We start from the raw sequence: 22796 nt of genomic DNA on the forward strand, positions 1-22796 counted from the left end.
TTACGCACTCGCACTGGCATAATCCGTCGCACTTTCGGCAGGAGAATGCCCATGTTGCGTTACCTTTTCCTTGTGCTGGGCCTGGCGATTTCCACGGCCAATGCGAGCGAGCAATCACCGTCAAAAACCACGCCCCAAGACCAGCACGACCTCGCCTACAGCCTGGGCGCCAGCCTCGGTGAGCGCCTGCGCCAGGAAGTCCCGGACCTGCAGATCCAGGCCTTGATCGACGGCCTCAAGCAAGCCTATCAAGGCAAGCCGCTGGCGTTGGATAACACGCGCATCGAACAGATTCTTGCCGAGCACGAAGCGCAGGCCGAAGCCGACGCCCAAGCGCCTAAAAGCGAAAAGGCGCTCGCCGCCGAGCAGCAGTTTTTAACCAGGGAAAAAGCCGTGAAAGGGGTGCGCGAGTTGGCCGATGGCATCCTGCTCACGGAACTGACACCCGGCACTGGTAACAAGCCTGGCGCGAATGATCAGGTCCAGGTGAACTACGTTGGACGATTGCCCGATGGCACGGTCTTCGATCAGAGCACACAACCCCAGTGGTTTCGCCTGGACAGTGTGATCAGCGGCTGGAGCAGCGCGTTGCAGCAGATGCCGGTCGGGGCCAAATGGCGCCTCGTGATCCCATCGGCCCAAGCCTATGGAGGCGACGGTGCCGGCGAGCTGATCCCGCCGTATACGCCACTGGTATTCGAGATCGAATTACTCGGCACCCGTCATTGAGCCAATAAAAAACGGTGCGCCATGCGCACCGTTCTTATCTCGCCCGCAAAGGTCAGGCCTGGGGGACAGCTTCTTCCTTATGGGCGTTGTGGAGCACTTCGATCAGGCAATCTTCCAGTTCGAAACGCTCATGGAGCAGGCCACCCAACTCCTTGAATTTCTCAGCAACGCACTGGCCGGCATCACACAGGTCGGTGAACGCCAGCAGTTTCTCAGTGATGACATCGATACGCGGGTAAAGGGTCTCGGCCAGTTCCAGACCACGCTTATCATCGAAGGCTTCCGCCTCTTTGGTCAACTGCTCGTAGACACCGAAATGGCCAGCAGACACATAGTCCACCAACACTTCACAGAACTCCTGCAACGGCTTGCGATTCTCAGCCAGGGCCTCGGGCTTGGCGCCAAGAGCATCAAAGGCCCGAACCAGTTCGTGACGTGCCTTCAACCAGCTGTCGATCAGCTTGTGCACCCCACCCCAGCGTTCCTGAGCATTCTGACAACTTTCCAGCATGATGATCTCTCTTCCCTATAGGGGCGCTGCCGCCTGATGCCCGCGCAACACTTCAAGGATAAAACAGCAGCGGGACAAGGCCGCGTCTGACAAACGGTTTCAATAACGCGTGCGGGCCAGATTATGCCCCCATGACTATGGCTTCAAGGTACGCAGGAGAGAAAGTTCATACAAGTGTTTAATCCCGTCCTACAAACTGCGGCCTCCGATCAGTGGCCCGCTGAGCGCAACGGACGGCTCAAGAACAGTCGGGAAAATTGCATGACACCGAGGATCAACATGCCCAGGAAGAACAACAGGCTCCACTCGGGAAGGCTCAGGTCAAATAGCGTCCAGCTTATTTCCATACAATCGACCGTGCCTTCGACCGTCAATTGCAACGCCTGCCACAGCGACAGGTTCTCGAGCATGTGACTGAGACTGGGCCAGCAATCGGCGGCCTGATCCGCTGCGGCATTTTGCAGCAGCACCTGGCGTACGGCGGTGATGGCACCCAGCAACGCACAGACCATGCTCGTAAACCCGTACAAGTAAAAAGTGGAACGCCTGGGGTTGTGGATAGCGGCGACCAGATTGATCAGCGTGAAGGCAGCCAGAAAGGCCCGTTGCATCTGGCACAGGAAACAAGGGCGTAACGAGGCACCGAACTCAAGATAGAAGGACGCACCCAACGTCAGCGCACCCGCCATGAACGCAAGGAAAAACAAGGAGCGTGAAGGGGCCAAAGACATGCTTTATCCGCATCGCGAGAGATAGGTCGTTACGTTAGAGGAAAGGCCTGACCCCTTTCAATACGCGCCAGAGCAGACGATTCCGTGAGAACGTAGGGACATCCCGTCAGAGAATGGAAGACTTGAAGCGCATGAACGTAGGAGTTTGCTTCAAAGCCCCTCAGGGCCGGCATATGCGCAGCATTGAAGGGCTGGTCATCAGAAATATCTGAGCCAACCCTAGACTTCTTCCTGCATCAAACTCGGGCAGGAACTGGCAGCGGAGACGCCAGCAAGCGGTTATCCAATAAGCCCAGGCCTTCCTGGAACAACTGGTTGCTGCGCTCGGTGTCGCCCAACTGCGCCAACAGCCGCGCCAGTTCGGCACAGGCCTCGGGATTACGTTGCACCTGCAGGCTGCTTTCCAGGTAATCACGCGCCTTGCCCCACAGGCTGTTTTGCAGGCACAGACGACCCAATGTCAACAACAGGCTGGCATCGCCCGGGTGGTCCTTTAGCCAGCCCTCGGCAAACTTCAATTGCCGGGCAGGATCACTGCCGCGCAGCAGGCCGTAGAGACGAATCAGGTGGCTGTCGTAGCCGCGCTTGATGGCACCGCGCAACGCCTCCTCCGCCTTGGCATCGGCGCCCAATTGACGCAGTTGCTCGGCATAGGCCAGGACCAGTTGCGGCTCCTGGCGCTGGGCGGAAGTGAGCTGTTGCCAGGCCCGCTCAAGAGACTGCAGGCCGGCTTCGCCCTGCTCTTCGCGCTGGGCCGCCAGGCTCAGGTTCTCCCCCCAGGCACGCCGCTCCAATTCGGCCAATTCGCCGGCGGGCAGTACCTTATCCTTGCGCAGCTCCGGCAACAGGCGGATTACCGACGACCAGTCGCCACGCTGCTGGTGCAGACGCTGCAATTGGCGCAGCACTTGGCCGTTGTGGGGATGACGCTCGTGCATGGCCTGCAAGGTGGTGAGCGCGCCGTCAGTATCGCCACGGTCCAATTGCAACTGCGCATGGCTCAAGGCAACCGCCAGCTCGGCCTGGGGCTGACGCTCCAGGGCGCGCTCGAGCAAACCGTCCGACTCTTCATAACGGCCCTGCTCATTCGCCGCCCGGGCCGCGCCCAGGTAGTACAGCAATGGCTGGCGCTCGGCTTCGGCGGCACGGTGCAGGTGACGTTCGGCACTGGCCCAACGGCCTTCGGCGAGGTCCATCTGGCCCTGCTCAATGGCGATCTGCACGCGGCGACTGCGGTTACGTCGTGACCACGGGTTGACCACGCCACCCGAGGTGGTGACCAGGCTCAGCAATACGCGGATCAAGTAGATAGCCAGGGCGAAGACAAACACCGCCACCACGGTAGCCCATAGGCTCGACTCGTAGTGCAGCACATGAGGATAGGTAATCAGCACGTAGCCGGTGTGTTTCGAAATGCCCACGGCCAGTGCCAGGGCGATTGCAATCGCCAGCACCAGGATCACATAGAAACGCTTCATCGGCTCTACTCCTGCTTCGCCGACGTGGCCGCCGGCGTGGATGCCGCCTTGGCTTCGTCAGCAGACAGATGACGACGTTCGAGGTACGCCTGCACCGCAGCCAGGCTCGCCGCCAGGTCCGGGGTCACCACCGAGACAGCCTTGGGCTCAAGCTCGGCGATACGCGCCAGCATCGCCTTGCTCTGCGGGTTGTCCTGGTTGAAGTTGTCCTGCAACACGCTGCGAGCCTCACCCAGGGAGCGGCTGTACACCGCCGATTCACCATTGAGCGCCGCCCATTGTGCTTGCTCCAGGGCCAGGCTGAGGGCCAGGCGTACCTGGTTCAGGCCTTGACCGGCGAGCAGTGGACGAATGTTGTCGTCGGGGTTGAAGTCGATGCGGAAGTAACGGGAAATCTGCTCCCACCACTGGCTCCAACGGCTGTCCGTATCGGTGCTCGGACGCCCCTGGGATGCGGGCTCGGTCAGTTGATACTCAGGGGCAATGGCCGCCAGTTGCACGACCTGATCACGCAAGGCCGCCAATTGCAGATACAGCCCGGTGCGATCCGGCTGCTCAGTACTGCGCAACGCGGCAAGGCTCTTGGCCAGCTGCTCGCGGGCAGCGTAGGAGCCCGGATCGCTTTGCTCGCGAAGAATCTCGTCGGCGCCCTGGACGAGGGCCTGGGCGCTGTTGATGTCTTGCAAGGCAGACAAGCGCAAACTCGCCAGGCGAATCAGGTGCTCGGCCTCAGCCAGGCGCCAATCCTTGCGGCTGGCACCCAGCACGGTTTCCAGGCGCTGGCTCAAGCGCTGCTGGTCACCCTGCAACTGGGCCACCAGCCGACGGCGCTCCTCAAGCTCATCCGCACCCGGCAGTTGCGCCAGGCGTGCAGCCAGTTGTTGCTGGCTTTGCTTGAGGGCCTGGGATTGGTCATCCAGGGTCTGCACTTGACCCAGTTGGTGCTGGCTGCTGGCTTGCAGGGCACGAACCTGCCAGAGACCCCAACCGCCGGCGGCAACACCCGCAGCGCCAAGCAGCAGGGCGACAACTGCCAGGCCATTGCCGCGGCGCGGCGCGGTGACCGGTGACTCAACCGGCGCATCAAGTGCGGGTTGGGTTTCATCTTTAGGCAAGGCTGTTTCGCTCACGTATCCGTCCTTTGCGTATCAGAGAGTGGGAACGGCATGACGCCGTAACGCCACTAACAAAGCCGCGGCACTCGCGCCGCGACAATCCACAACTTTTTCTGCGCCAGCGGCCCGCGCCATCTCGGCGACTCGCGGGCTGGGCACGAACAACGGCAGCTGCGCCACCTGTGGCCAATCGGATCCGGCCAGGACCTGCAGGTGCAAAAAACCCTGCCCACTGCTGACCACCAGGCCGTTCAAGCGTTCCAACTGGATGTGCCGGGTCAGTACACCGGTGTCGTAGGCCGGAAGGAAACGACGATACAACTCCAAGTAGTCGACACTAGCACCTTGCTCGCGCAAACGCTCAGCCAGCAGTTCCCGCCCCCCCTCGCCGCGCAGGATCAACACCCGCGCACCGGGCCGTGCGATAGCCTCGCGCAACGCAGGCAATTGAAGCAAGGCCTCGCTGTCGTCGCCGGTTTGGGGATAGTGAACGGGAAGGCCGTGATCAGCCAGGACCTGCGCGGTGGCCGCACCGACGCTGAACCACGGCAGTTGCGGCCAGGCTTGATCCAACTGCTGCACGGCAAGCCGCGCGGCCGGTTTGCTCACCACGATCACTGCACAGTAGCGGCCAAGATCACCGAAGACGGCCTGTTGTTCGGGGGTAACGGGTAACGGTTCGATGTCCAGCAAAGGCAAGCTGCTGCTGAAGATACCGGCTTCGGACAACGCCGCCGCCAGGGCCGCCGACTCCTCGGCAGGCCGTGTCAGCAGCACGCGCCAACCGGTCACTGCGGGCCGGCCTCGCCGTAGACTTTTTGCAGAATGGCGCCAGCGCCCTTGTCCAGCAGCTCTTCAGCCACCTGGACACCCAGGGCGATGGCGTCACGCTGCGGACCACGGATTTCAGCAGTCAGCAGAGTGCCCCCATCCGGATCCCCAACCAGGCCACGCAGCCACAGGTTTTCACCTTCGAGCACGGCGTAGCAGGCGATCGGCACCTGGCAGCCACCGTTGAGGTGCTTGTTCAGGGCGCGTTCGGCCGTGACACGCACTTCGGTCTCGTAGTGATCCAGGGGGTTGAGCAACGCGTGGATTTCACGGTCGGCAGTGCGGCATTCGATGCCCACGGCGCCTTGCCCGCCAGCAGGCAGGCTGTCTTCGACGCTGATGGCCGAGGTGATGCGGTCTTCGAAGCCCAAACGGATCAGGCCGGCGGCGGCGAGGATGATCGCGTCATACTCACCGGCATCGAGCTTGGCCAGGCGGGTGTTGACGTTGCCGCGCAGGAAGCGAATCTGCAGGTCCGGACGACGGGTCAACAGCTGTGCCTGGCGACGCAGGCTGGAGGTACCGACAATGCTGCCCAGGGGCAGGTCATCCAAAGACGCAAAGGTATTGGAAACGAAGGCGTCACGCGGGTCTTCACGCTCACAGATGCAAAACAGGCCCAGGCCTTCGGGGAAGTCCATGGGCACGTCTTTCATTGAGTGCACAGCGATGTCGGCTTCGTTTTCCAGCAGCGCGGTTTCCAGTTCCTTGACGAACAGGCCCTTGCCGCCGATCTTCGACAGCGGCGAGTCGAGCAGCTTGTCGCCGCGACTGACCATGGGCACCAGGGTCACCTTGAGGCCGGGATGGGCCTGCTCAAGGCGTGCTTTGACGTATTCGGCCTGCCACAAGGCCAGGGCGCTTTTACGGGTGGCGATGCGGATTTCGCGAGAGGACATGGATCAATCCGTACTGAATAGATACGGCAGATAATAACAGCTCAGGCAAATACGCTTTGATTTGAATCAGCAAGTGCGGGGCCTCCCTGGCCACGTCGCACCGGGATAATGAATGCAGGCTTGCCAAAACCCTCGGGCTAAAGCTGCTGCATCATCTTGCGCACGCCGGCGACATGGCGCCGGCTGACGATCAACGCATCCCCGTTAAGCCCTTTGAGGAATAACTGAAAGTGCCCGAGGGGCGTGCGCTGCAGGCGCTCGATTCGCTCACGGGCCACCAGCGCGTTCCGGTGGATTCGCACGAAGCGGTCACCGAACTCATCCTCAAGGGCCTTGAGCGGCTCATCGAGCAACACTTCGCCAGCCTCATGCCGCAGGGTCACGTACTTGTGATCGGCAATGAAGTAGACCACCTGGTCCAAGGGGATCAACTCGATGCCTTTGCGTGTGCGGGCGCTGATATGGCTGCGCGGCCCGTTGCCGCTTTGGGCGGCCGGCTGGGTCAGGGCAGCGAGTTGGGCGCGGTTGGGACGTTCGGCTTTCTTCAGGGCCCTGAGCAAGGCCTCGGCAGTCACTGGCTTGACTACGAAGCTGACACCACTGGCTTCCAGTGTCTGCGCGGCAAACTCTTCTTGCGCGGCACACAACACCACGGCAGGTGGCGATTCGCGCTCACTCAGGCGGGCAGCCACTTGCAGGCCATCGAGGCCCGGCATGCGGATATCGAGCAACACCACGTCCGGCTTGAGGCTGTCGATCAACGTCAACGCCTCCTCGCCGCTGGTGGCACTCGGTTCAAGGACTGTATAACCCTCGAGTTCACTGACCAAACGGCTCAGTCGCTCGCGGGCTTGGGGTTCGTCATCAACGATCAGGACATTCATATAGCGCTGGATTCCTGCGTGAGTCTCGCACAAGGATAGCGTAGACAGGTGCGGTGACTTGCGTCACAGCGATCCACGCTAAGACTAGCGCGAGCGGCAAAAAGTGCCCTGACAGCGGCACCCATATTTACCCGGACCTGTTCAATAGCGCCCAAGACCTGCTGCCTTCGGGCATCGTCGTAGGGTTTGCTGATACACAATCCGAATACCCCCCTTTTAAATGGATAGTCAGGCTCTGACCGCATTACCCGACTTTGGTGCATTCACACACTATCAGTCCAACTGTAGACGCTCGCCGAGACGATATTGCTCAATCGTCAAATATCGTATCAATAAGCACCTGTCTCCAGTCTCGTCCCGGACGCGGTCGGCGGCAAGGCACTTAGCCATCCTTTGCACAAATAAAAATGCCGACGACCCGCGGCACCGCCTCCAAGGGCAACCCTGTTATTATCGCCGGCACACTTTCATGCCTCTTAATAAGCAGACCACGAGCGAACCCATGAGCACCGACAAGACCAACCAGTCCTGGGGCGGCCGCTTCAGTGAACCCGTCGACGCCTTCGTCGCCCGCTTCACCGCCTCCGTCACCTTTGACCAGCGCCTGTACCGCCACGACATCATGGGCTCCATAGCCCACGCGACGATGCTGGCCAAGGTCGGCGTGCTGACCGACGCAGAGCGCGACAGCATCATCGATGGCCTGACCACCATCCGTGGTGAGATCGAAGCCGGTACGTTCGACTGGCGTGTCGACCTGGAAGACGTGCACATGAACATCGAGGCCCGTCTCACCGACCGTATCGGTGTGACCGGCAAGAAACTGCACACCGGTCGTAGCCGTAACGACCAGGTGGCCACCGACATCCGCCTGTGGCTGCGCGATGAAATCGACCTGATCCTGGCCGAAATCACCCGCTTGCAGAAAGGCTTGCTGGAGCAGGCCGAGCGTGAGGCGGACACCATCATGCCTGGCTTCACCCACCTGCAAACCGCACAACCCGTGACCTTCGGCCACCACCTGCTGGCCTGGTTCGAGATGCTCAGCCGCGACTACGAGCGCCTGGTGGATTGCCGCAAGCGCGCCAACCGCATGCCGCTCGGCAGCGCAGCCCTGGCCGGCACCACCTACCCGATCGACCGTGAGTACACCGCACAACTGCTGGGTTTCGACGCCGTCGGCGGCAATTCCCTGGACGGCGTGTCCGACCGCGACTTCGCCATCGAATTCTGCGCCGCCGCCAGCATCGCGATGATGCACCTGTCGCGGTTCTCCGAAGAGCTGGTGCTGTGGACCAGTGCGCAATTCCAGTTCATCGACCTGCCGGATCGCTTCTGCACCGGCAGCTCGATCATGCCGCAAAAGAAAAACCCCGACGTGCCCGAACTGGTGCGTGGCAAGAGCGGCCGTGTATTCGGCGCACTGATGGGCCTGCTGACCCTGATGAAAGGCCAGCCTTTGGCCTACAACAAGGACAACCAGGAAGACAAGGAACCGCTGTTCGATGCCGCCGACACCCTGCGCGACTCGCTGCGCGCGTTTGCCGACATGATCCCGGCGATCAAGCCCAAGCACGCGATCATGCGTGAAGCGGCCCTGCGCGGTTTCTCCACGGCGACTGACCTGGCGGACTACCTGGTACGCCGTGGCCTGCCGTTCCGCGACTGTCACGAGATCGTTGGCCATGCGGTGAAATACGGCGTCGACACCGGCAAGGACCTGGCGGAAATGAGCCTGGAAGAGCTGCGCCAGTTCAGTGACCAGATCGAACAGGACGTGTTTGCCGTGTTGACCCTGGAAGGCTCGGTGAATGCCCGTAACCACGTGGGCGGTACCGCGCCGGCACAGGTGAAGGCTGCAGTCGCTCGCGGCCAGGCCCTGCTCGCCAGCCGCTGAAAAAGGTGGGAGGGGGCAACCCCCTCCCACATTTGATCATTTTTTGGCCGCAACCATCGCCATGAACGCCGGCATCGCGGCCTCCCTGTCCGCCGCCACCTTCTGCGCATTAGGCATGGCATGCAGTCGCTCCAGCAACGCTCTGGCCGCCGGCAATTCAGCCAACAGGTCCAGGCCAAACAGCTTCTCGCTCACCGCACAGGCGAGGTTCACGCTGTACATGAAATACAGATCCGCAATCGTAAAGCCCTCCCCCGCCACAAAAGGCGCGAACTTGCCGTGACGGCCTAAAGAGCCGATCCCCAGCAGCAACTCAGCCCTGGATTTCGCCTTGATCGCCTCCGGCACCGGCATACCGAAAAACGCCTCGGCAAAACACGCGCGGGCGGGCAATTCGATGTACAGCTCGATTTCCCTGCACAACGCCAGCACTTGGGCACGCTGGAACGGGTCGGCCGGCAACAGCGACGGGCCTTCCTGGGAGTGCTCGATGTATTCGAGGATCACACTGGTTTCGTTGATAAACCCCTGCTTCACGCCCAGCACCGGCACCTTGCCACGCGGGCTGACCGCCAGGGCTTCAGGGGTTTGCCCGGCATAAAAGGGCACCTCCTCAAAAGCCAGGCCTTTCTCCAGCAGTGCCAGTTTCACCATGTTGTAGTAGTTGCTGACCGGGAATCCGTAAAGCTTGAGCATCGCAAAGCCTCCAGGCCGTGTGCGGGGTTGGCTGCAGGAGTTATAGATCCCAGGGCCGGTCCTGACCAGCAGCATCACCTGCCTGAATGGGGGTAGACTGGCGCCCTTTCCTTGAGGAGCCTGCCATGAGCGAGCCGACCGATATCGACAGCGACGAAGAAGAGTTCACCGAAAACACCTTGATCGAAGCGATCGAAAACCAGATCGAAAGCGACAATCCGCCCGCAGCCAAGGCCACTTTCAATAAACTGACCCTGGTGGGCTATGAACGTGAAGAGATCCTGAATCTCATGGCTCATGTGTTGGCTTTCGAGATCGACGCGATGCTGGATGATGACCGCGCATTCAATACCGAATGGTATGAAACAGCGCTGCGGGCACTGCCTGAGCTGCCGCCCGAAAAGGAATAATCCCGGCACACCGCAACACGCTGGACAGTTCGGCAAAGTGCGTTCACCTTATGGCCTGCTAGCCTCTAATAAATTTTAGAAAGTCTGGAGTCCTTATGTCGTATACCCCTGAGTTGGTTGCCGAACTGGAAATCCTTGTACTCTTCCCCTTGGACAGCACCAAGGAAGGTCTGAAAGTCCATCAGACCGCCGCTCCCTCTGCCATCGCCGCTGCCAAGCGCCTCCATGCGAAAGGACTTATCGATCAACCGGACGGAGGCTACCTGACCAGCCTTGGCCGGGACGCTGCAGAGCAGGCCCAAACCCTGCTGACCATCCTGAGCACCGCCAACACCAAAGAAGCCGCCTGATCCGTATACCGCCCATGGAGTCCGGCTCTTGCGGACTCCGAGGGCACTGCTGTGCAACGGCCCGCTTTTTGACGTCAAAAACCATTTCCCTCTAAACCTCCTACGCGACTGGCTGTAAACTCCTACATGGCCGCCCGCGTCGGGCCCTGCGAGCCACCGAGTTCGACATGACCCGCACCCATGAAATCCGCCCTGACCTGGACGAAGGCATCGACCGCAAGGTGCTGGCCCAATTGCGTGCGCGCTTCATGGCCCTCAATGAAGGTCGCATGGCTCGTGCCGTCGAAGGGCTGACGCCGCGCCAGCAAAGCGTGCTGACCCTGCTGCCGCTGTTTTTTCACGTCAATCACCCACTGTTGCCGGGGTATGTCTCAGGCAGCACGCCGGCCGGGCTGTCGAACTTCGAGCCCGACGCCCAGGCACTCACGGAAGCCCAGCGCCTGACCCGCTCGTTCTCTTACAAGCCGCGTCCGGTCAATCAACCCAAACCGATCCACGGTCTGTTCCTGATGGGCAGCCTCGGCACCCTCGCCCAGGCCGACCAGAGCGACATGGATGTGTGGGTGTGCCACGCACCCGACCTGGGCGAAAACGAGCTCGCGGAGCTGCGTAAAAAATGCCAACTGCTGGAAGCCTGGGCCCTGGGCATGGGCGCAGAAGCGCACTTCTTCCTGATTGAGCCGACGCGCTTTGTACTCGGCGAGCGCGACACCCAACTCAGCTCCGACGACTGCGGCACGACCCAGCATTACCTGTTGCTGGACGAGTTTTACCGCACAGCCATCTGGCTGGCCGGGCGTACGCCGATCTGGTGGCTGGTGCCGGTGTATGAAGAGGCCCGCTATGCGGAATTCACCCACACGCTGATCTCCAAGCGTTTTATCCGCGCCGATGAAACCCTCGACCTCGGCCACCTGGCGCGTATCCCTCCCGGTGAATTCATCGGTGCCGGGCTGTGGCAACTGTTCAAGGGCATCGAGTCGCCCTACAAGTCGGTGCTCAAGCTGCTATTGACCGAGGTCTACGCCAGCGAGCACCCGAACGTGCACTGCCTGAGCCTGCGCTTCAAGCGCGCGGTGTTCGCCAACCAGATGGACCTGGATGAGCTGGACCCGTACATCGTGGTGTACCGCCGTATCGAGGAATATCTCAAGGCACGCAACGAGCCGGAGCGCCTGGAGCTGGTGCGTCGCGCCCTGTACCTGAAGGTCAACCGCAAGCTCAGCGCCGGTCAGCGCAGCACCAGTTGGCAGCGGCTGTTGCTGGAGCGCCTGGCCCACGAGTGGGGCTGGGACCAACGCCAACTGGCGCTGCTGGACAGCCGCAGCCAGTGGAAAGTGCGCCAGGTGGCCTCCGAGCGCCGCGCCCTGGTCAGCGAGCTGAACTACAGCTATCGCTTCCTGACCCAGTTCGCTCGTACCGAACAGACCGTCAGCCTGATCAACAAGCGCGACCTCAATGTGCTGGGACGGCGCCTGTATGCCGCCTTTGAACGCAAGGCCGGCAAGGTTGAATTCATCAACCCCGGCATCGCCCCGGACCTGGCCGAAGACACCCTGACCCTGGTGCAATCGCCCAACCGCAAGGAGCCCGGCCAGCACCACTGGGGCCTGTACAACGGTAATCTCACGGCCCTGGAATGGGAGCACTTCGCGCCGATCAAGCGCAGCCGCGACCTGTTGGAAATGCTCACCTGGTGCCACCGCAACGGCGTCATCGACAGCAGCACGCGCCTGGCGCTGCACCCCGGCACCAGCGACATGACCGAATTCGAGCTGTTCAACCTGCTGGGCAGCCTGCAGCAGGCTATCGCCCTGCCCCTGGCCAGCGTTGATGAAGCGCGCCTGCTGCGCTCGGCTGTGCCCGAGGAAGTGTTGCTGCTGATCAACGTCGGCGTCGACCCGCTCAAGCATCATCGCGACCTGAATATCCTGATGACCACCGAGCGCACCGATTCCCTGAGCTATGCCGGTGTGCGAGACAACCTGGTACTGACCCTCGATCAGGTCACGCTCAACAGCTGGAACGAGGTGATGGTCAGCCGCTACGACGGCCCCCACGCCCTGCTCGATTGCCTGCGCGACTACCTCAATCAACTGCCGTCGGATCATCTGCCTCGGCTGCGGGTGCGCTGCTTCTGTCACAACCGCGCGCAGTTCATTGCCCAGCGAGTGGAAGAAATCTTCGACACCGCACAGAACCTGCTGCTGGGTCAGGGCAATCACCGCTACTTGCTCCAGGTACAGCAGCACTATCACGTGATGGAGTTGATGCCCGGCCAGGCCTCCCACGTATCACTGGCGACCCAGGATGCGCTGGTCGCCTACCTCAGCGAAGAATTGGCCAGCTACAGCCCGCTGCACCTGGATGCCATGGCCCTGGAAGACCACGACCTGGCGCTGTTGCTGCCCATGGGCATGGCCGATTGCGTGCAAGTGTTCTACCGGGTCAACGAAGGCTTCGCCGAGCTGTATGTGCTGGATGAATTCAACGCGCTCTGGCAGCAACGCTTGCCGTTTCATGATGAGCAGAGCCTGTTGGCGCCGTTGCAGCGCTTTTTGCAGTCGATCATCTATCGCCGGGAAGCACTGTCGCCCCTGGACACGCAACAACCGTTGGGTGAGGTGCAAATCTTGTACTACCAACTGCTGCCGTCAGGCAGCACGCGCGCGCGTGGGGTGGAGCCGCGGCCAGCCCCGCAGAACCCCGCGAACAAACCGTTTTATGACGTGCAGGCGATTATCGGCAAGGCGGCGCCGGGCCAGGTGGGCATTACCCTGTACTGCAATCAGCGGGAGTTTTCCGAGCTGGAGTTTGGCCACCAACTGTTTGCGGTGGTCGCCCAGGAAATCGTCGGGCAACGCCGGGAAACCGAGCGCTACCGCTGCTACATCACCGACCTCGACCTGTCGGGGCTGCTCGGTGATGTGCAAAGCCCAAGCAATTTGTACCTGCGCTACAAGGCCGAGCTGGAGCTCGCGCTGAATGAGGCGCTGAGCCAGGTCTAGAGAGGGAAGGCGCCGCCATCCTTGGGCTGACCCTCAACACTGAGCAGCTCAAGCTTGAGGGTCTTGCCGCCCGGTGCCGGCCAATCGATGTGCTGCCCTACCTGCAGGCCAAGCAAGGCACTGCCCACCGGGGCCAGGACCGAAATCTTGCCTTCATCGGCATTCGCATCTTTCGGGTAGACCAGGGTCAGGTGGTAGTCCTTGCCGCTGCCTTGCTCACGGCAATGCACACTGGAGTTCATGGTCACGACCGTTGCAGGCACTTCATCGTGGCCAACCACTTCTTCGGCGCGGTCGAGTTCGGCTTGCAGTGCAATAACGCCCGGCTGCGTCTCGTCCATACGGTCGATCAATTGCTCAAGACGCTGCACATCAAGACGGGTGAGGATGATGGAAGGTGCGGTCATGATTCAGGCAGACTCCTTTTTTCTGCACAAAAAAGCAAAACCCCGCCAGGAAAAGGCGGGGTTCTCACGGGCCTCGATGAGTTGAGGCGTATCCGGACACTACCACAGCACCGTAAATAAACAAGACGGGCTCAAGGCGCGGCCTTGCGTTGCTCGGCCTGGGCCACGATCACTCGGCGCCGCTGATCATCGGCGGAGCGCCATTCACGGATGTCTTCCACATGGCGGAAGCAGCCGAGGCAGACTTTTTGCTCGTCCAGGCGACACAAACTGATACAAGGTGACGGCACCGCCGGGCTGACATTACTGAACAGCGGCTTGGGCGGGCGTACAGGCGCAGGCTGGGTCACGGTCAGATCTCGTCGAAATCCAGCTCGGCGCCGGTATATTCGTGGACCAGGCGCGCGAGCATCTCGCCCAGCAACTCTTCACTCTTGTCACACTGCCATTTGCCGCTTTCTTCGTCGTAGTCGAAGTGGACGCCACCGGAGCGCGCCGCCAGCCACAGCTGACGCAGCGGCTCCTGGCGGCTGAAGATCAGTTGCTGGCCACTCTCGAACTTGACGGTCAGCACACCGGCCGAGTTTTCCAGATCCACATCCAGGTCGCTGTCGTCGAAAATATCTTCCAGCTTCTCTTGGGTGGCATCCACCAGGTCGTGAAAACGGGCTTCGGTCAAACTCATTGTGGCAACCTCGAAAGTGTCTGGTTTTGCTCAAGCGCCGCACGATACGGGCGAGCCCCGCCGATTGCAAAGGATACCGATTTCAACACGATTGACGGCGTGAAATATCCTCAACCAGCGTAGTCCGCTTCCCGACCATCTCGGCAAACCCCCGCCGGACGGGTATTTCAGCGCATAGGCAAGCTGGCGGGTGGTCGGTATACTCGGGCGCAATTAATGCATATTCAAGGATTTCGCCATGAAGCGCCTGATCTCTTCCCTTGCTGCGCTCGTCGCGGTCGCTTGCCTCGTTAGTGCCTGTGGTCAAAAAGGCCCGCTGTACCTGCCCGATGACAGCAAAGACCCGAATGAACAGGCGCAATCGTCGCAAAAGCCCTCCAAAGCGCATAAGCACGACACCTACGAATAAGGGAGCTCCATGGACGCTTTTAACTACCGGGACGGCGAGCTGTTCGCGGAAGGCGTGGCGTTGTCCGCGATTGCCCAGCGCTTTGGTACCCCGACCTACGTGTACTCCCGTGCGCATATCGAAGCCCAATACCGCTCGTTCACCGACCCTCTCGATGGCGTACCGCACCTGGTGTGCTACGCAGTCAAGGCCAACTCCAACCTGGGTGTACTGAATGTCCTGGCGCGTCTGGGCGCCGGTTTCGACATCGTCTCCCGTGGCGAGCTGGAACGGGTACTGGCCGCCGGCGGCCAGGCTGACAAGATCGTGTTCTCCGGCGTCGGCAAGAGCCGCGAAGACATGCGCCGGGCCCTGGAAGTCGGCGTACATTGCTTCAACGTAGAGTCCACCGACGAGCTGGAACGCCTGCAAGTCGTCGCGGCCGAGATGGGTGTTCGTGCGCCGATCTCCTTGCGCGTCAACCCGGACGTCGATGCCGGCACCCACCCGTACATTTCCACCGGTCTCAAAGAGAACAAGTTCGGCATCGCCATTGCCGACGCCGAAGACGTGTACATCCGTGCCGCCCAGCTGCCGAACCTGGAAGTGCTGGGTGTCGACTGCCATATCGGCTCGCAACTGACCACACTGCCGCCGTTCCTGGATGCCCTCGACCGCCTGCTGGCATTGATCGACCGCCTGGGCGAATGCGGCATCTACCTGCACCACATCGACCTCGGTGGTGGCGTGGGCGTGCGTTATCGCGATGAAGAGCCACCGGCGATCGCCGACTATATCCAGGCCGTGCGCGAGCGCATCGAAGGCCGCGACCTGACGCTGATGTTCGAGCCGGGGCGCTATATCGTCGCCAACGCCGGCGTGCTGCTGACCCAGGTCGAGTACCTCAAGCACACCGAGCACAAGGACTTCGCCATCGTCGATGCGGCGATGAACGACCTGATCCGCCCGGCGCTGTACCAGGCCTGGATGAATGTCACCGCGGTGACGCCTCGCAACAGCGAAGCACGCGCCTATGACATCGTCGGCCCGATCTGCGAGACCGGCGACTTCCTGGCCAAGGATCGTCAACTGGCCCTGGAAGAAGGCGACCTGCTGGCCGTGCATTCGGCCGGTGCCTACGGGTTTGTCATGAGTTCCAACTACAACACCCGCGGACGTACCGCCGAGGTGTTGGTGGACGGTGATCAAGCGTTGGAAGTGCGTCGCCGCGAGACGGTAGCCGAGTTGTATGCTGGCGAAAGCCTGCTGCCGGAGTAAGCCATGCTGCTGCGTTTTACCAAGATGCACGGGCTGGGCAATGATTTCATGGTCCTCGACCTGGTCAGCCAGCACGCGCACATCCTGCCCAAGCACGCTAAACAGTGGGGCGACCGGCATACCGGGATTGGCTTCGACCAATTGCTGATCGTCGAGGCGCCAAGCAACCCGGAGGTGGATTTCCGTTATCGGATCTTCAACTCCGACGGCTCCGAAGTGGAACAGTGCGGCAACGGTGCGCGCTGCTTTGCACGCTTTGTGCTGGACAAGCGCCTGACCGCCAAGCGGCAGATTCGCGTCGAGACCAAGAGCGGCGTGATCGAGCTGGATATCCGCAGCGACGGCCAGATCAGCGTCAACATGGGCGCGCCGCGCCTGGTGCCGGCGGATATTCCGTTCCAGGCGACCGAGCAGGCCGCCAGCTACCCGCTGGACGTTGACGGCCAGACCGTCGACATCGCTGCCGTGTCCATGGGCAACCCCCATGCGGTGCTACGGGTCAACGACATCAACACTGCCCCCGTGCATGAACTGGGGCCGAAGATCGAACACCACCCGCGCTTTCCGGCGCGGGTCAATGTGGGTTTCCTGCAGGTGATCGACCGTTCCCGCGCGCAATTGCGCGTGTGGGAACGCGGCGCCGGCGAAACCCAGGCCTGCGGTACCGGTGCTTGCGCCGCTGCCGTGGCCGCGATCAGCCAGGGGTGGATGGATTCGCCCCTGTTGATCGACCTGCCCGGTGGACGCCTGTCCATCGAGTGGGCAGGCCCTGGCCACCCGGTGATGATGACCGGGCCGGCCTCGCGCGTATACGAAGGACAGGTCCGTCTATGAGTGAGCCAAGCCAATGACCGATAAGCCTCAAGTACCCGCACAAGCAACTACCCCGAGCGAAAGTCTGGAGGCCGCTGCCGTCGCGGCGTACCTTGAGGCTAATCCGGACTTCTTCGTCGAACACGAAGAACTGCTCCCGGCCCTGCGCATCCCCCACCAGCGCGGCGACACCGTGTCGTTGGTGGAGCGACAGATGAAGATCCTGCGCGAGCGCAATATCGAAATGCGCCACAAGCTCTCGCACCTGATGGATGTCGCCCGCGACAACGACCGTCTATTCGAGAAAACCCGCCGTCTGATTCTTACCCTGATGGACGCCACCAGCCTGGAAGAAACGGTCATCGCCGTGGAAGACAGCCTGCGCCAGGACTTCCAGGTGCCGTTTGTCAGCCTGATCCTGTTCAGCGACAACCCGATGCCGGTGGGTCGCTGGGTCAGTGGCGGCGACGCGCAAACCGCGATCGGCGGCCTGCTTTCCGAAGGCAAGACCATCAGCGGCACTCTGCGCGAGCACGAGCTGGACTTCCTGTTCGGCGCCGAACAGCGCAAGCAGATCGGCTCTACCGCCGTCGTCGCTCTCAGCCATCAAGGCCTGCACGGCGTCCTGGCCATCGCCAGCCGCGATCCCGCGCACTACAAGAGCTCGGTGGGCACTTTGTTCCTCACCTATATCGCCGAAGTACTGGGCCGCGTCCTTCCGCGCCACACCACCGCCCTGCGCGCGGTGCGCTAGCCATGGAACGGCAACTGGACGCTTACTGCGCTCACCTGCGTAACGAGCGCCAGGTGTCACCCCATACCCTGGAGGCTTACCGACGGGACTTGAACAAGGTCCTGGCGTATTGCGAAAAACAGCAGGTCACCAGCTGGAAGACCCTGGATATCCAGGGCCTGCGCAGCCTGATCGCACGGCTGCACCAGGCGGGCCAGTCCTCGCGCAGTCTGTCGCGCCTGCTGTCGGCGGTGCGTGGCCTGTATCACTACCTCAATCGCGAAGGCCTCTGCGACCACGACCCGGCCAGCGGCCTGTCCCCGCCGAAAGGCGAACGACGCCTGCCCAAGACCCTGGACACCGACCGTGCCCTGCAATTGCTCGATGGCGCCGTGGAGGACGATTTCCTCGCCCATCGCGACCAGGCGATCCTCGAACTGTTCTACTCTTCAGGCCTGCGCCTATCGGAGCTGACGGGCCTGAACCTCGATCAACTGGACCTGGCCGACGGCCTGGTGCAAGTGCTCGGCAAAGGCAGCAAGACTCGGGTGCTGCCGGTAGGCAGGAAAGCCCGCGAAGCCCTGCAACTGTGGCTGCCGCTGCGCGCCCTGGCCAACCCGGTGGACGACGCGGTGTTTATCAGCCAGCAAGGGCGGCGCCTGGGGCCGCGCGCCATCCAGGTACGGGTCAAGGCTGCCGGCGAGCGCGAGCTGGGGCAGAACCTGCATCCACATATGCTGCGGCACTCCTTTGCCAGCCATATGCTGGAATCGTCCCAGGACCTGCGCGCCGTGCAGGAACTGCTTGGCCATTCCGACATCAAGACCACGCAGATCTATACCCATCTGGACTTCCAGCACCTGGCAACGGTCTACGACAGCGCCCATCCACGGGCCAAACGCATCAAGGACGGCGACTCATGAACATCAAGCTGATCACCTTCGACCTGGACGACACGCTCTGGGACAACGTACCCGTCATCATCAGCGCCGAAGCGTCGATGCGCGAATGGCTGGCCACCCATGCCGCCAAGGTGGGCGACCTGCCCCTGGAGCATTTCGCCAGCCTGCGCCAACAGGTGCTGCAACGGCATCCCGAACTCAAACACCGCATCAGTATCCTGCGCCATCGGGTGTTGATACATGCGTTTGAAGAGGCCGGTTATCCACAGCCTGAGGCCACGGAAATGGCCGATGTGTGTTTCGAAGCGTTCATTCACGCCCGCCATCAGCTCACGCCTTTCCCTGAGGCCGAGCCGATGCTGCAAGCGCTGCGCCAGCACTTTCTGCTGGGTGTGATCACCAATGGCAATGCCGATGTGCAGCGTGTTGGCCTGGCGGACTACTTTCACTTTGCGCTACGCGCTGAAGATATTGGCATCGCCAAGCCGGATGCGCGGCTGTTCCAGGAAGCGCTGCAGCGCGGCGGAGTAGATGCCAGTGCGGCGGTGCATGTTGGCGACCACCCCGGGGACGACATTGCCGGGGCTCAGCAGGCGGGGCTGCGGGCAGTGTGGTTCAACCCGTCGGGCAAGGTGTGGGAAGGGGATAAACTCCCGGATGCACAGATTCGCAGCCTGACGGAGTTGCCGGAGTTACTTCGCAGCTGGCAGTAACACGGGTGAGAAAAATGTGGGAGGGGGCTTGCTCCCGATAGCGGTGTATCAGTCTCCAGATGTATTGACTGACCTACTGTAATCGGGAGCAAGCCCCCTCCCACACTTGATTGGGGGTAACCTGTAGCCGGTTATTACAGGCATGAAAAAACCCGCAGCGACGGCGGGCTTTTTCTTACAAGCAGGTGGCTGACCTTAGATAGGTCGGCTGCCGTACTTGTTATCCGGCTTCTTGGGCGGGTCAGCAACCACATTGGGCTCGACTTCGACCACTTTGCCGCCTTTGGCAAGAAACTCTTCCATCGCACGGGCCAGGGCATCGCGCTCTTTGTTCTTGGCCTCAACGCTCGGCAATTCATCTACCGAAACAGCAGCCTTGGCTTTGCCCTTGGCAGCTGGAACAGGAGCGTCATCACCACCGTCGTCCTCAGCAACGTCTTCCGCCGCCGCTTCAAGACCTTCTTCGGTGTCGTCTTCGTCACCTACTTCGAGTTCGTCGTTTTCCAGATCATCGTCGCTCATGTTCTACCTCATGACTTGCGAAAAGCAGATTAGTTATAGCCCAGCTTCGCCCTCTGTCGAGGTTGCCGGAAAAAAATCACATCCACCGGATAACCAGTGGCTTATGCCCCATCACCGTGCAAGGTGGCGAGGACTTTACGAGCACCGCCATGATCACGGTGCTCGCCCAGATAAACACCTTGCCAGGTCCCCATCGCCAAGCGGCCGGCCTTGACCGGCAAACTCAGCTGGCAGCCCAGGAGACTGGCCTTGAAGTGCGCCGGCAGATCATCCGGACCTTCGTCGTTGTGTTCGAACCCGGCGTAACCTTGCGGCACCAGCGAGTTGAAAAAACGCTCGAAGTCACGACGAACCGCCGGATCGGCATTCTCGTTGACCGTCAACGAGGCCGAGGTGTGCTGCAGCCACAGGTGCAACAGGCCCACGCGGCAGGCCTTCAGCTCAGGCAAGCCGGCAAGCAACTCGTCAGTCACCAGGTGAAAGCCCCGGGGCTTGGCCCGCAGGGTAATCAGGGTCTGTTGCCACATACAGTTCTCCGCCCATCGGCGCGCATTCTAGCGCGCTCTGGGAAAAAACAAAGTGCCGAATACGCCTACGTGCCTGTAAGACATTCGCACGCTGGAAAGTGCATGACAAACTCTGCGCAAAAACCGGCACAGCTTGTTATGACTGACAAACGCCAGGCAAAAAAATGCCCGGCAAGCCGGGCATCTTTTTTTCGCGTACTTACAGGTTGTAGCCGCGTTCGTTGTGTTGCGCCAGGTCGAGGCCGACAGCCTCTTCCTCTTCGGTAACCCGCAGGCCCATGACCGCGTCCAGCACCTTGAGGATGATGAAGGTGACGATGGCGGTATAGATCACGGTGAAGCCGACACCTTTGCACTGGATCCAGACTTGAGCTGCGATGTCAGTCACGGTGCCGAAGCCGCCCAATGCAGGGGCTGCAAACACACCGGTGAGGATCGCACCGACGATACCGCCGATACCGTGCACGCCGAATGCGTCCAGGGAGTCGTCGTAGCCCAGCTTGCGCTTGAGGCTGGTGGCGCAGAAGAAGCAGATCACACCGGCCACCAGGCCGATCACCAGGGCGCCCATCGGACCAACAGTGCCGGCGGCCGGTGTAACGGCGACCAGGCCAGCCACTACACCCGAGGCGATGCCCAGTGCGCTTGGCTTACCGTGAGTAATCCACTCGGCGAACATCCAGCCCAGGGCTGCAGCAGCGGTAGCAATCTGAGTCACCAGCATCGCCATGCCGGCGGTGCCGTTGGCCGCAGCCGCAGAGCCGGCGTTGAAGCCGAACCAGCCGACCCACAGCATGGCCGCACCCACCAGGGTGTAACCCAGGTTGTGAGGCGCCATTGGAGTGGTCGGGAAGCCTTTACGCTTGCCGAGCACGATGCACGCCACCAGGCCAGCGACACCGGCATTGATGTGCACCACGGTGCCGCCGGCGAAGTCCAGCACGCCCCAGTCCCACAGCAGGCCACCGTTGCCGCTCCACACCATGTGGGCGATTGGCGCATAGACCAGAGTGAACCAGATAGCCATGAAGATCAGCATGGCGGAGAACTTCATGCGTTCGGCGAACGCACCGACGATCAGCGCCGGGGTGATGATGGCGAAGGTCATCTGGAAGGTGATGAACACGGCTTCCGGGAACAGCGCAGCCGGCCCGGTGATGCTGGCCGGGGTCACACCCGCCAGGAACGCCTTGCCCATGCCGCCGAAGAAGGAGTTGAAGTTGACCACACCCTGTTCCATACCGGTGGTATCGAACGCGATGCTGTAGCCGTAGACAACCCACAGGATGCTGATCAGGCCGGTGATGGCGAAGCACTGCATCATCACCGACAGAATATTTTTGGAGCGCACCATGCCGCCGTAGAACAGCGCCAGGCCTGGAATGGTCATGAACAGCACCAGCGCGGTGGATGTGAGCATCCAGGCGGTGTCACCGGAGTTGAGGACTGGAGCAGCCACTTCGTCTGCCGCCATGGCCAGGCTTGGCATTACGATGGACAACAGGGCTCCGAGCCCTGCGAATTTACGCAGAGTCATATTGTTTTCTCCTGGGGCGTTGGGGTTTGGCGGCTTAGATTGCGTCGGTATCGGTTTCGCCGGTACGGATGCGAATAGCCTGTTCCAGATTGACCACGAAGATCTTGCCGTCACCGATCTTGCCGGTGTTGGCGGCCTTGGTTATCGCCTCGATAACCCGGTCAAGATCCTTGTCGTCAATGGCGACATCAATCTTCACCTTCGGCAGGAAATCCACTACATATTCCGCGCCGCGATACAGCTCGGTGTGACCCTTCTGCCGACCGAAGCCCTTGACCTCAGTAACGGTAATGCCCTGCACGCCGATCTCGGACAACGACTCGCGTACATCGTCCAACTTGAACGGCTTGATGATGGCAGTGACTAGCTTCATGAAAACTCTCTCCCGAATTGGTGGACTTGCCCCAGGAAAACAAACCCGTCTCAAGTCTAAGCGCAGTGCCTGGCTTTGTAACGCATCGTCGCAAGGGCAGTTGCCATTGCGACGCCAGCGAACCACTGGTGACGAAACCTGTACCCCTGATCCGTCGGCGCACTGCATTCGTCACAGCGACTGCATCAGTGCATGGGTCATGATCGTCTAAGCAGAAACCTTGCCAGCTCCGTAAAAATCACTGAAATCAGTCCTTTGCTCACCTAGGCCCACCAACGGGGCCATCCGGCGCCTGCAATGCGCACGAAAACGGTGCATAGCCGCCCAGCCTGATGCGCGAAAAGCGTGCGACCCAGGCCGTGAAAAAGACTATAGACGC

26 protein-coding genes and 1 pseudogene are annotated in these 22796 nt (G+C 61.2%); 11 read left to right on the forward strand and 16 right to left on the reverse strand.

Features of this window, described 5'->3' with window-relative positions:
- Window positions 1-51: 51 nt before the first annotated feature.
- Window positions 52-729, forward strand: coding sequence for an FKBP-type peptidyl-prolyl cis-trans isomerase (locus BLW22_RS28840; protein WP_074847959.1), 678 nt, complete (start codon window positions 52-54; stop codon window positions 727-729).
- Between the two features lie 52 nt (window positions 730-781).
- Here BLW22_RS28840 and BLW22_RS28845 read toward each other — a convergent pair whose 3' ends face one another.
- From BLW22_RS28845 to BLW22_RS36100, 8 genes and pseudogenes are all read right to left on the reverse strand, one after another.
- Complete coding sequence (locus BLW22_RS28845) at window positions 782-1240, reverse strand: Rsd/AlgQ family anti-sigma factor (RefSeq protein WP_027608335.1); 459 nt, start codon at window positions 1238-1240, stop codon at window positions 782-784.
- 209 nt (window positions 1241-1449) lie between these two features.
- A complete protein-coding gene (locus BLW22_RS28850) occupies window positions 1450-1971 on the reverse strand; it encodes a disulfide bond formation protein B (protein ID WP_065926673.1) in 522 nt (173 codons plus the stop codon).
- A gap of 236 nt (window positions 1972-2207) precedes the next feature.
- Entirely contained in the window at window positions 2208-3449 is a 1242-nt protein-coding gene (locus BLW22_RS28855; protein WP_065926674.1) for a heme biosynthesis protein HemY, read from the reverse strand.
- Between the two features lie 5 nt (window positions 3450-3454).
- On the reverse strand, window positions 3455-4579 hold the full coding sequence (locus BLW22_RS35500) for a uroporphyrinogen-III C-methyltransferase (RefSeq protein WP_065948751.1): 1125 nt from the start codon (window positions 4577-4579) through the stop codon (window positions 3455-3457).
- Between the two features lie 18 nt (window positions 4580-4597).
- A complete protein-coding gene (locus tag BLW22_RS35505; protein ID WP_146484823.1) occupies window positions 4598-5356 on the reverse strand; it encodes a uroporphyrinogen-III synthase in 759 nt (252 codons plus the stop codon).
- Window positions 5353-6294, reverse strand: coding sequence for a hydroxymethylbilane synthase (hemC, locus tag BLW22_RS28865; RefSeq protein ID WP_065926677.1), 942 nt, complete (start codon window positions 6292-6294; stop codon window positions 5353-5355). The genes BLW22_RS35505 and hemC overlap by 4 nt, the downstream gene beginning before the upstream one ends.
- 137 nt (window positions 6295-6431) lie before the next feature.
- Window positions 6432-7178, reverse strand: a complete 747-nt coding sequence (locus BLW22_RS28870) for a LytR/AlgR family response regulator transcription factor (RefSeq protein ID WP_065926678.1) — start codon at window positions 7176-7178, stop codon at window positions 6432-6434.
- Window positions 7175-7291: pseudogene (locus BLW22_RS36100) on the reverse strand (sensor histidine kinase); the annotation flags it as partial. The pseudogene BLW22_RS36100 and the gene BLW22_RS28870, both read right to left, overlap by 4 nt.
- A 389-nt stretch (window positions 7292-7680) precedes the next feature.
- On the opposite strand from BLW22_RS36100, the gene argH reads away from it, so the two are divergent.
- A complete protein-coding gene (argH, locus tag BLW22_RS28875) occupies window positions 7681-9075 on the forward strand; it encodes an argininosuccinate lyase (RefSeq protein ID WP_065926679.1) in 1395 nt (464 codons plus the stop codon).
- 36 nt (window positions 9076-9111) lie between these two features.
- On the opposite strand, the gene BLW22_RS28880 is transcribed toward argH, so the two are convergent.
- Entirely contained in the window at window positions 9112-9771 is a 660-nt protein-coding gene (locus BLW22_RS28880; RefSeq protein ID WP_074847961.1) for a glutathione S-transferase family protein, read from the reverse strand.
- Between the two features lie 125 nt (window positions 9772-9896).
- Here BLW22_RS28880 and BLW22_RS28885 point away from each other — a divergent pair, with 125 nt between their 5' ends.
- The 3 genes from BLW22_RS28885 to BLW22_RS28895 all read left to right on the forward strand — a co-directional run bounded on the left by BLW22_RS28885 (window position 9897) and on the right by BLW22_RS28895 (window position 13539).
- Window positions 9897-10181, forward strand: a complete 285-nt coding sequence (locus tag BLW22_RS28885; RefSeq protein ID WP_065926681.1) for a hypothetical protein — start codon at window positions 9897-9899, stop codon at window positions 10179-10181.
- Between the two features lie 95 nt (window positions 10182-10276).
- On the forward strand, window positions 10277-10531 hold the full coding sequence (locus tag BLW22_RS28890; RefSeq protein WP_027608325.1) for a TIGR02647 family protein: 255 nt from the start codon (window positions 10277-10279) through the stop codon (window positions 10529-10531).
- Window positions 10532-10698: 167 nt separating this feature from the next.
- The gene (locus tag BLW22_RS28895; RefSeq protein ID WP_074847963.1) at window positions 10699-13539 is read left to right on the forward strand and encodes a class I adenylate cyclase; all 2841 of its coding nucleotides are present in this window, start codon (window positions 10699-10701) and stop codon (window positions 13537-13539) included.
- On the opposite strand, the gene rnk is transcribed toward BLW22_RS28895, so the two are convergent.
- From rnk to cyaY, 3 genes are all read right to left on the reverse strand, one after another.
- Window positions 13536-13946 carry a nucleoside diphosphate kinase regulator gene (rnk, locus tag BLW22_RS28900; protein ID WP_065948746.1) on the reverse strand — a complete coding sequence of 137 codons (411 nt, stop codon included), beginning with the start codon at window positions 13944-13946 and terminating at the stop codon, window positions 13536-13538. The genes BLW22_RS28895 and rnk overlap by 4 nt on opposite strands.
- A gap of 131 nt (window positions 13947-14077) precedes the next feature.
- Window positions 14078-14296 (reverse strand): DUF1289 domain-containing protein, encoded by a 219-nt coding sequence (locus BLW22_RS28905; RefSeq protein WP_027608322.1) that lies wholly within the window; start codon window positions 14294-14296, stop codon window positions 14078-14080.
- A 2-nt stretch (window positions 14297-14298) separates the two neighbouring features.
- Window positions 14299-14631 (reverse strand): iron donor protein CyaY, encoded by a 333-nt coding sequence (gene cyaY / locus BLW22_RS28910; protein ID WP_065926683.1) that lies wholly within the window; start codon window positions 14629-14631, stop codon window positions 14299-14301.
- A gap of 238 nt (window positions 14632-14869) precedes the next feature.
- Between cyaY and lptM the strand changes: the two genes are divergently transcribed.
- From lptM to BLW22_RS28945, 6 genes are read left to right on the forward strand one after another with little or no spacing between them, the layout of a single operon-like run.
- Window positions 14870-15040 (forward strand): LPS translocon maturation chaperone LptM, encoded by a 171-nt coding sequence (gene lptM, locus BLW22_RS28920; protein ID WP_010207449.1) that lies wholly within the window; start codon window positions 14870-14872, stop codon window positions 15038-15040.
- A gap of 9 nt (window positions 15041-15049) precedes the next feature.
- A complete protein-coding gene (gene lysA, locus BLW22_RS28925) occupies window positions 15050-16297 on the forward strand; it encodes a diaminopimelate decarboxylase (protein ID WP_065926684.1) in 1248 nt (415 codons plus the stop codon).
- A gap of 3 nt (window positions 16298-16300) precedes the next feature.
- Window positions 16301-17131, forward strand: a complete 831-nt coding sequence (gene dapF / locus BLW22_RS28930; protein WP_065926685.1) for a diaminopimelate epimerase — start codon at window positions 16301-16303, stop codon at window positions 17129-17131.
- 13 nt (window positions 17132-17144) lie between these two features.
- On the forward strand, window positions 17145-17864 hold the full coding sequence (locus BLW22_RS28935) for a DUF484 family protein (protein ID WP_027608318.1): 720 nt from the start codon (window positions 17145-17147) through the stop codon (window positions 17862-17864).
- 2 nt (window positions 17865-17866) lie between these two features.
- Complete coding sequence (gene xerC / locus BLW22_RS28940; protein WP_065926686.1) at window positions 17867-18766, forward strand: tyrosine recombinase XerC; 900 nt, start codon at window positions 17867-17869, stop codon at window positions 18764-18766.
- The gene (locus BLW22_RS28945; RefSeq protein ID WP_074847965.1) at window positions 18763-19458 is read left to right on the forward strand and encodes an HAD family hydrolase; all 696 of its coding nucleotides are present in this window, start codon (window positions 18763-18765) and stop codon (window positions 19456-19458) included. The genes xerC and BLW22_RS28945 overlap by 4 nt, the downstream gene beginning before the upstream one ends.
- A gap of 195 nt (window positions 19459-19653) precedes the next feature.
- Here BLW22_RS28945 and sutA read toward each other — a convergent pair whose 3' ends face one another.
- The 4 genes from sutA to glnK all read right to left on the reverse strand — a co-directional run bounded on the left by sutA (window position 19654) and on the right by glnK (window position 22417).
- Window positions 19654-19980, reverse strand: a complete 327-nt coding sequence (gene sutA, locus BLW22_RS28950; RefSeq protein ID WP_027608315.1) for a transcriptional regulator SutA — start codon at window positions 19978-19980, stop codon at window positions 19654-19656.
- Between the two features lie 101 nt (window positions 19981-20081).
- On the reverse strand, window positions 20082-20507 hold the full coding sequence (locus BLW22_RS28955; protein ID WP_065926688.1) for a secondary thiamine-phosphate synthase enzyme YjbQ: 426 nt from the start codon (window positions 20505-20507) through the stop codon (window positions 20082-20084).
- A gap of 199 nt (window positions 20508-20706) precedes the next feature.
- Window positions 20707-22044 carry an ammonium transporter gene (locus BLW22_RS28960; protein ID WP_027608313.1) on the reverse strand — a complete coding sequence of 446 codons (1338 nt, stop codon included), beginning with the start codon at window positions 22042-22044 and terminating at the stop codon, window positions 20707-20709.
- Window positions 22045-22078: 34 nt separating this feature from the next.
- Window positions 22079-22417 carry a P-II family nitrogen regulator gene (gene glnK, locus BLW22_RS28965; RefSeq protein WP_002555808.1) on the reverse strand — a complete coding sequence of 113 codons (339 nt, stop codon included), beginning with the start codon at window positions 22415-22417 and terminating at the stop codon, window positions 22079-22081.
- Window positions 22418-22796: the final 379 nt, after the last annotated feature.

Source organism: Pseudomonas marginalis (assembly GCF_900105325.1).
Lineage (GTDB): Bacteria > Pseudomonadota > Gammaproteobacteria > Pseudomonadales > Pseudomonadaceae > Aquipseudomonas > Aquipseudomonas marginalis.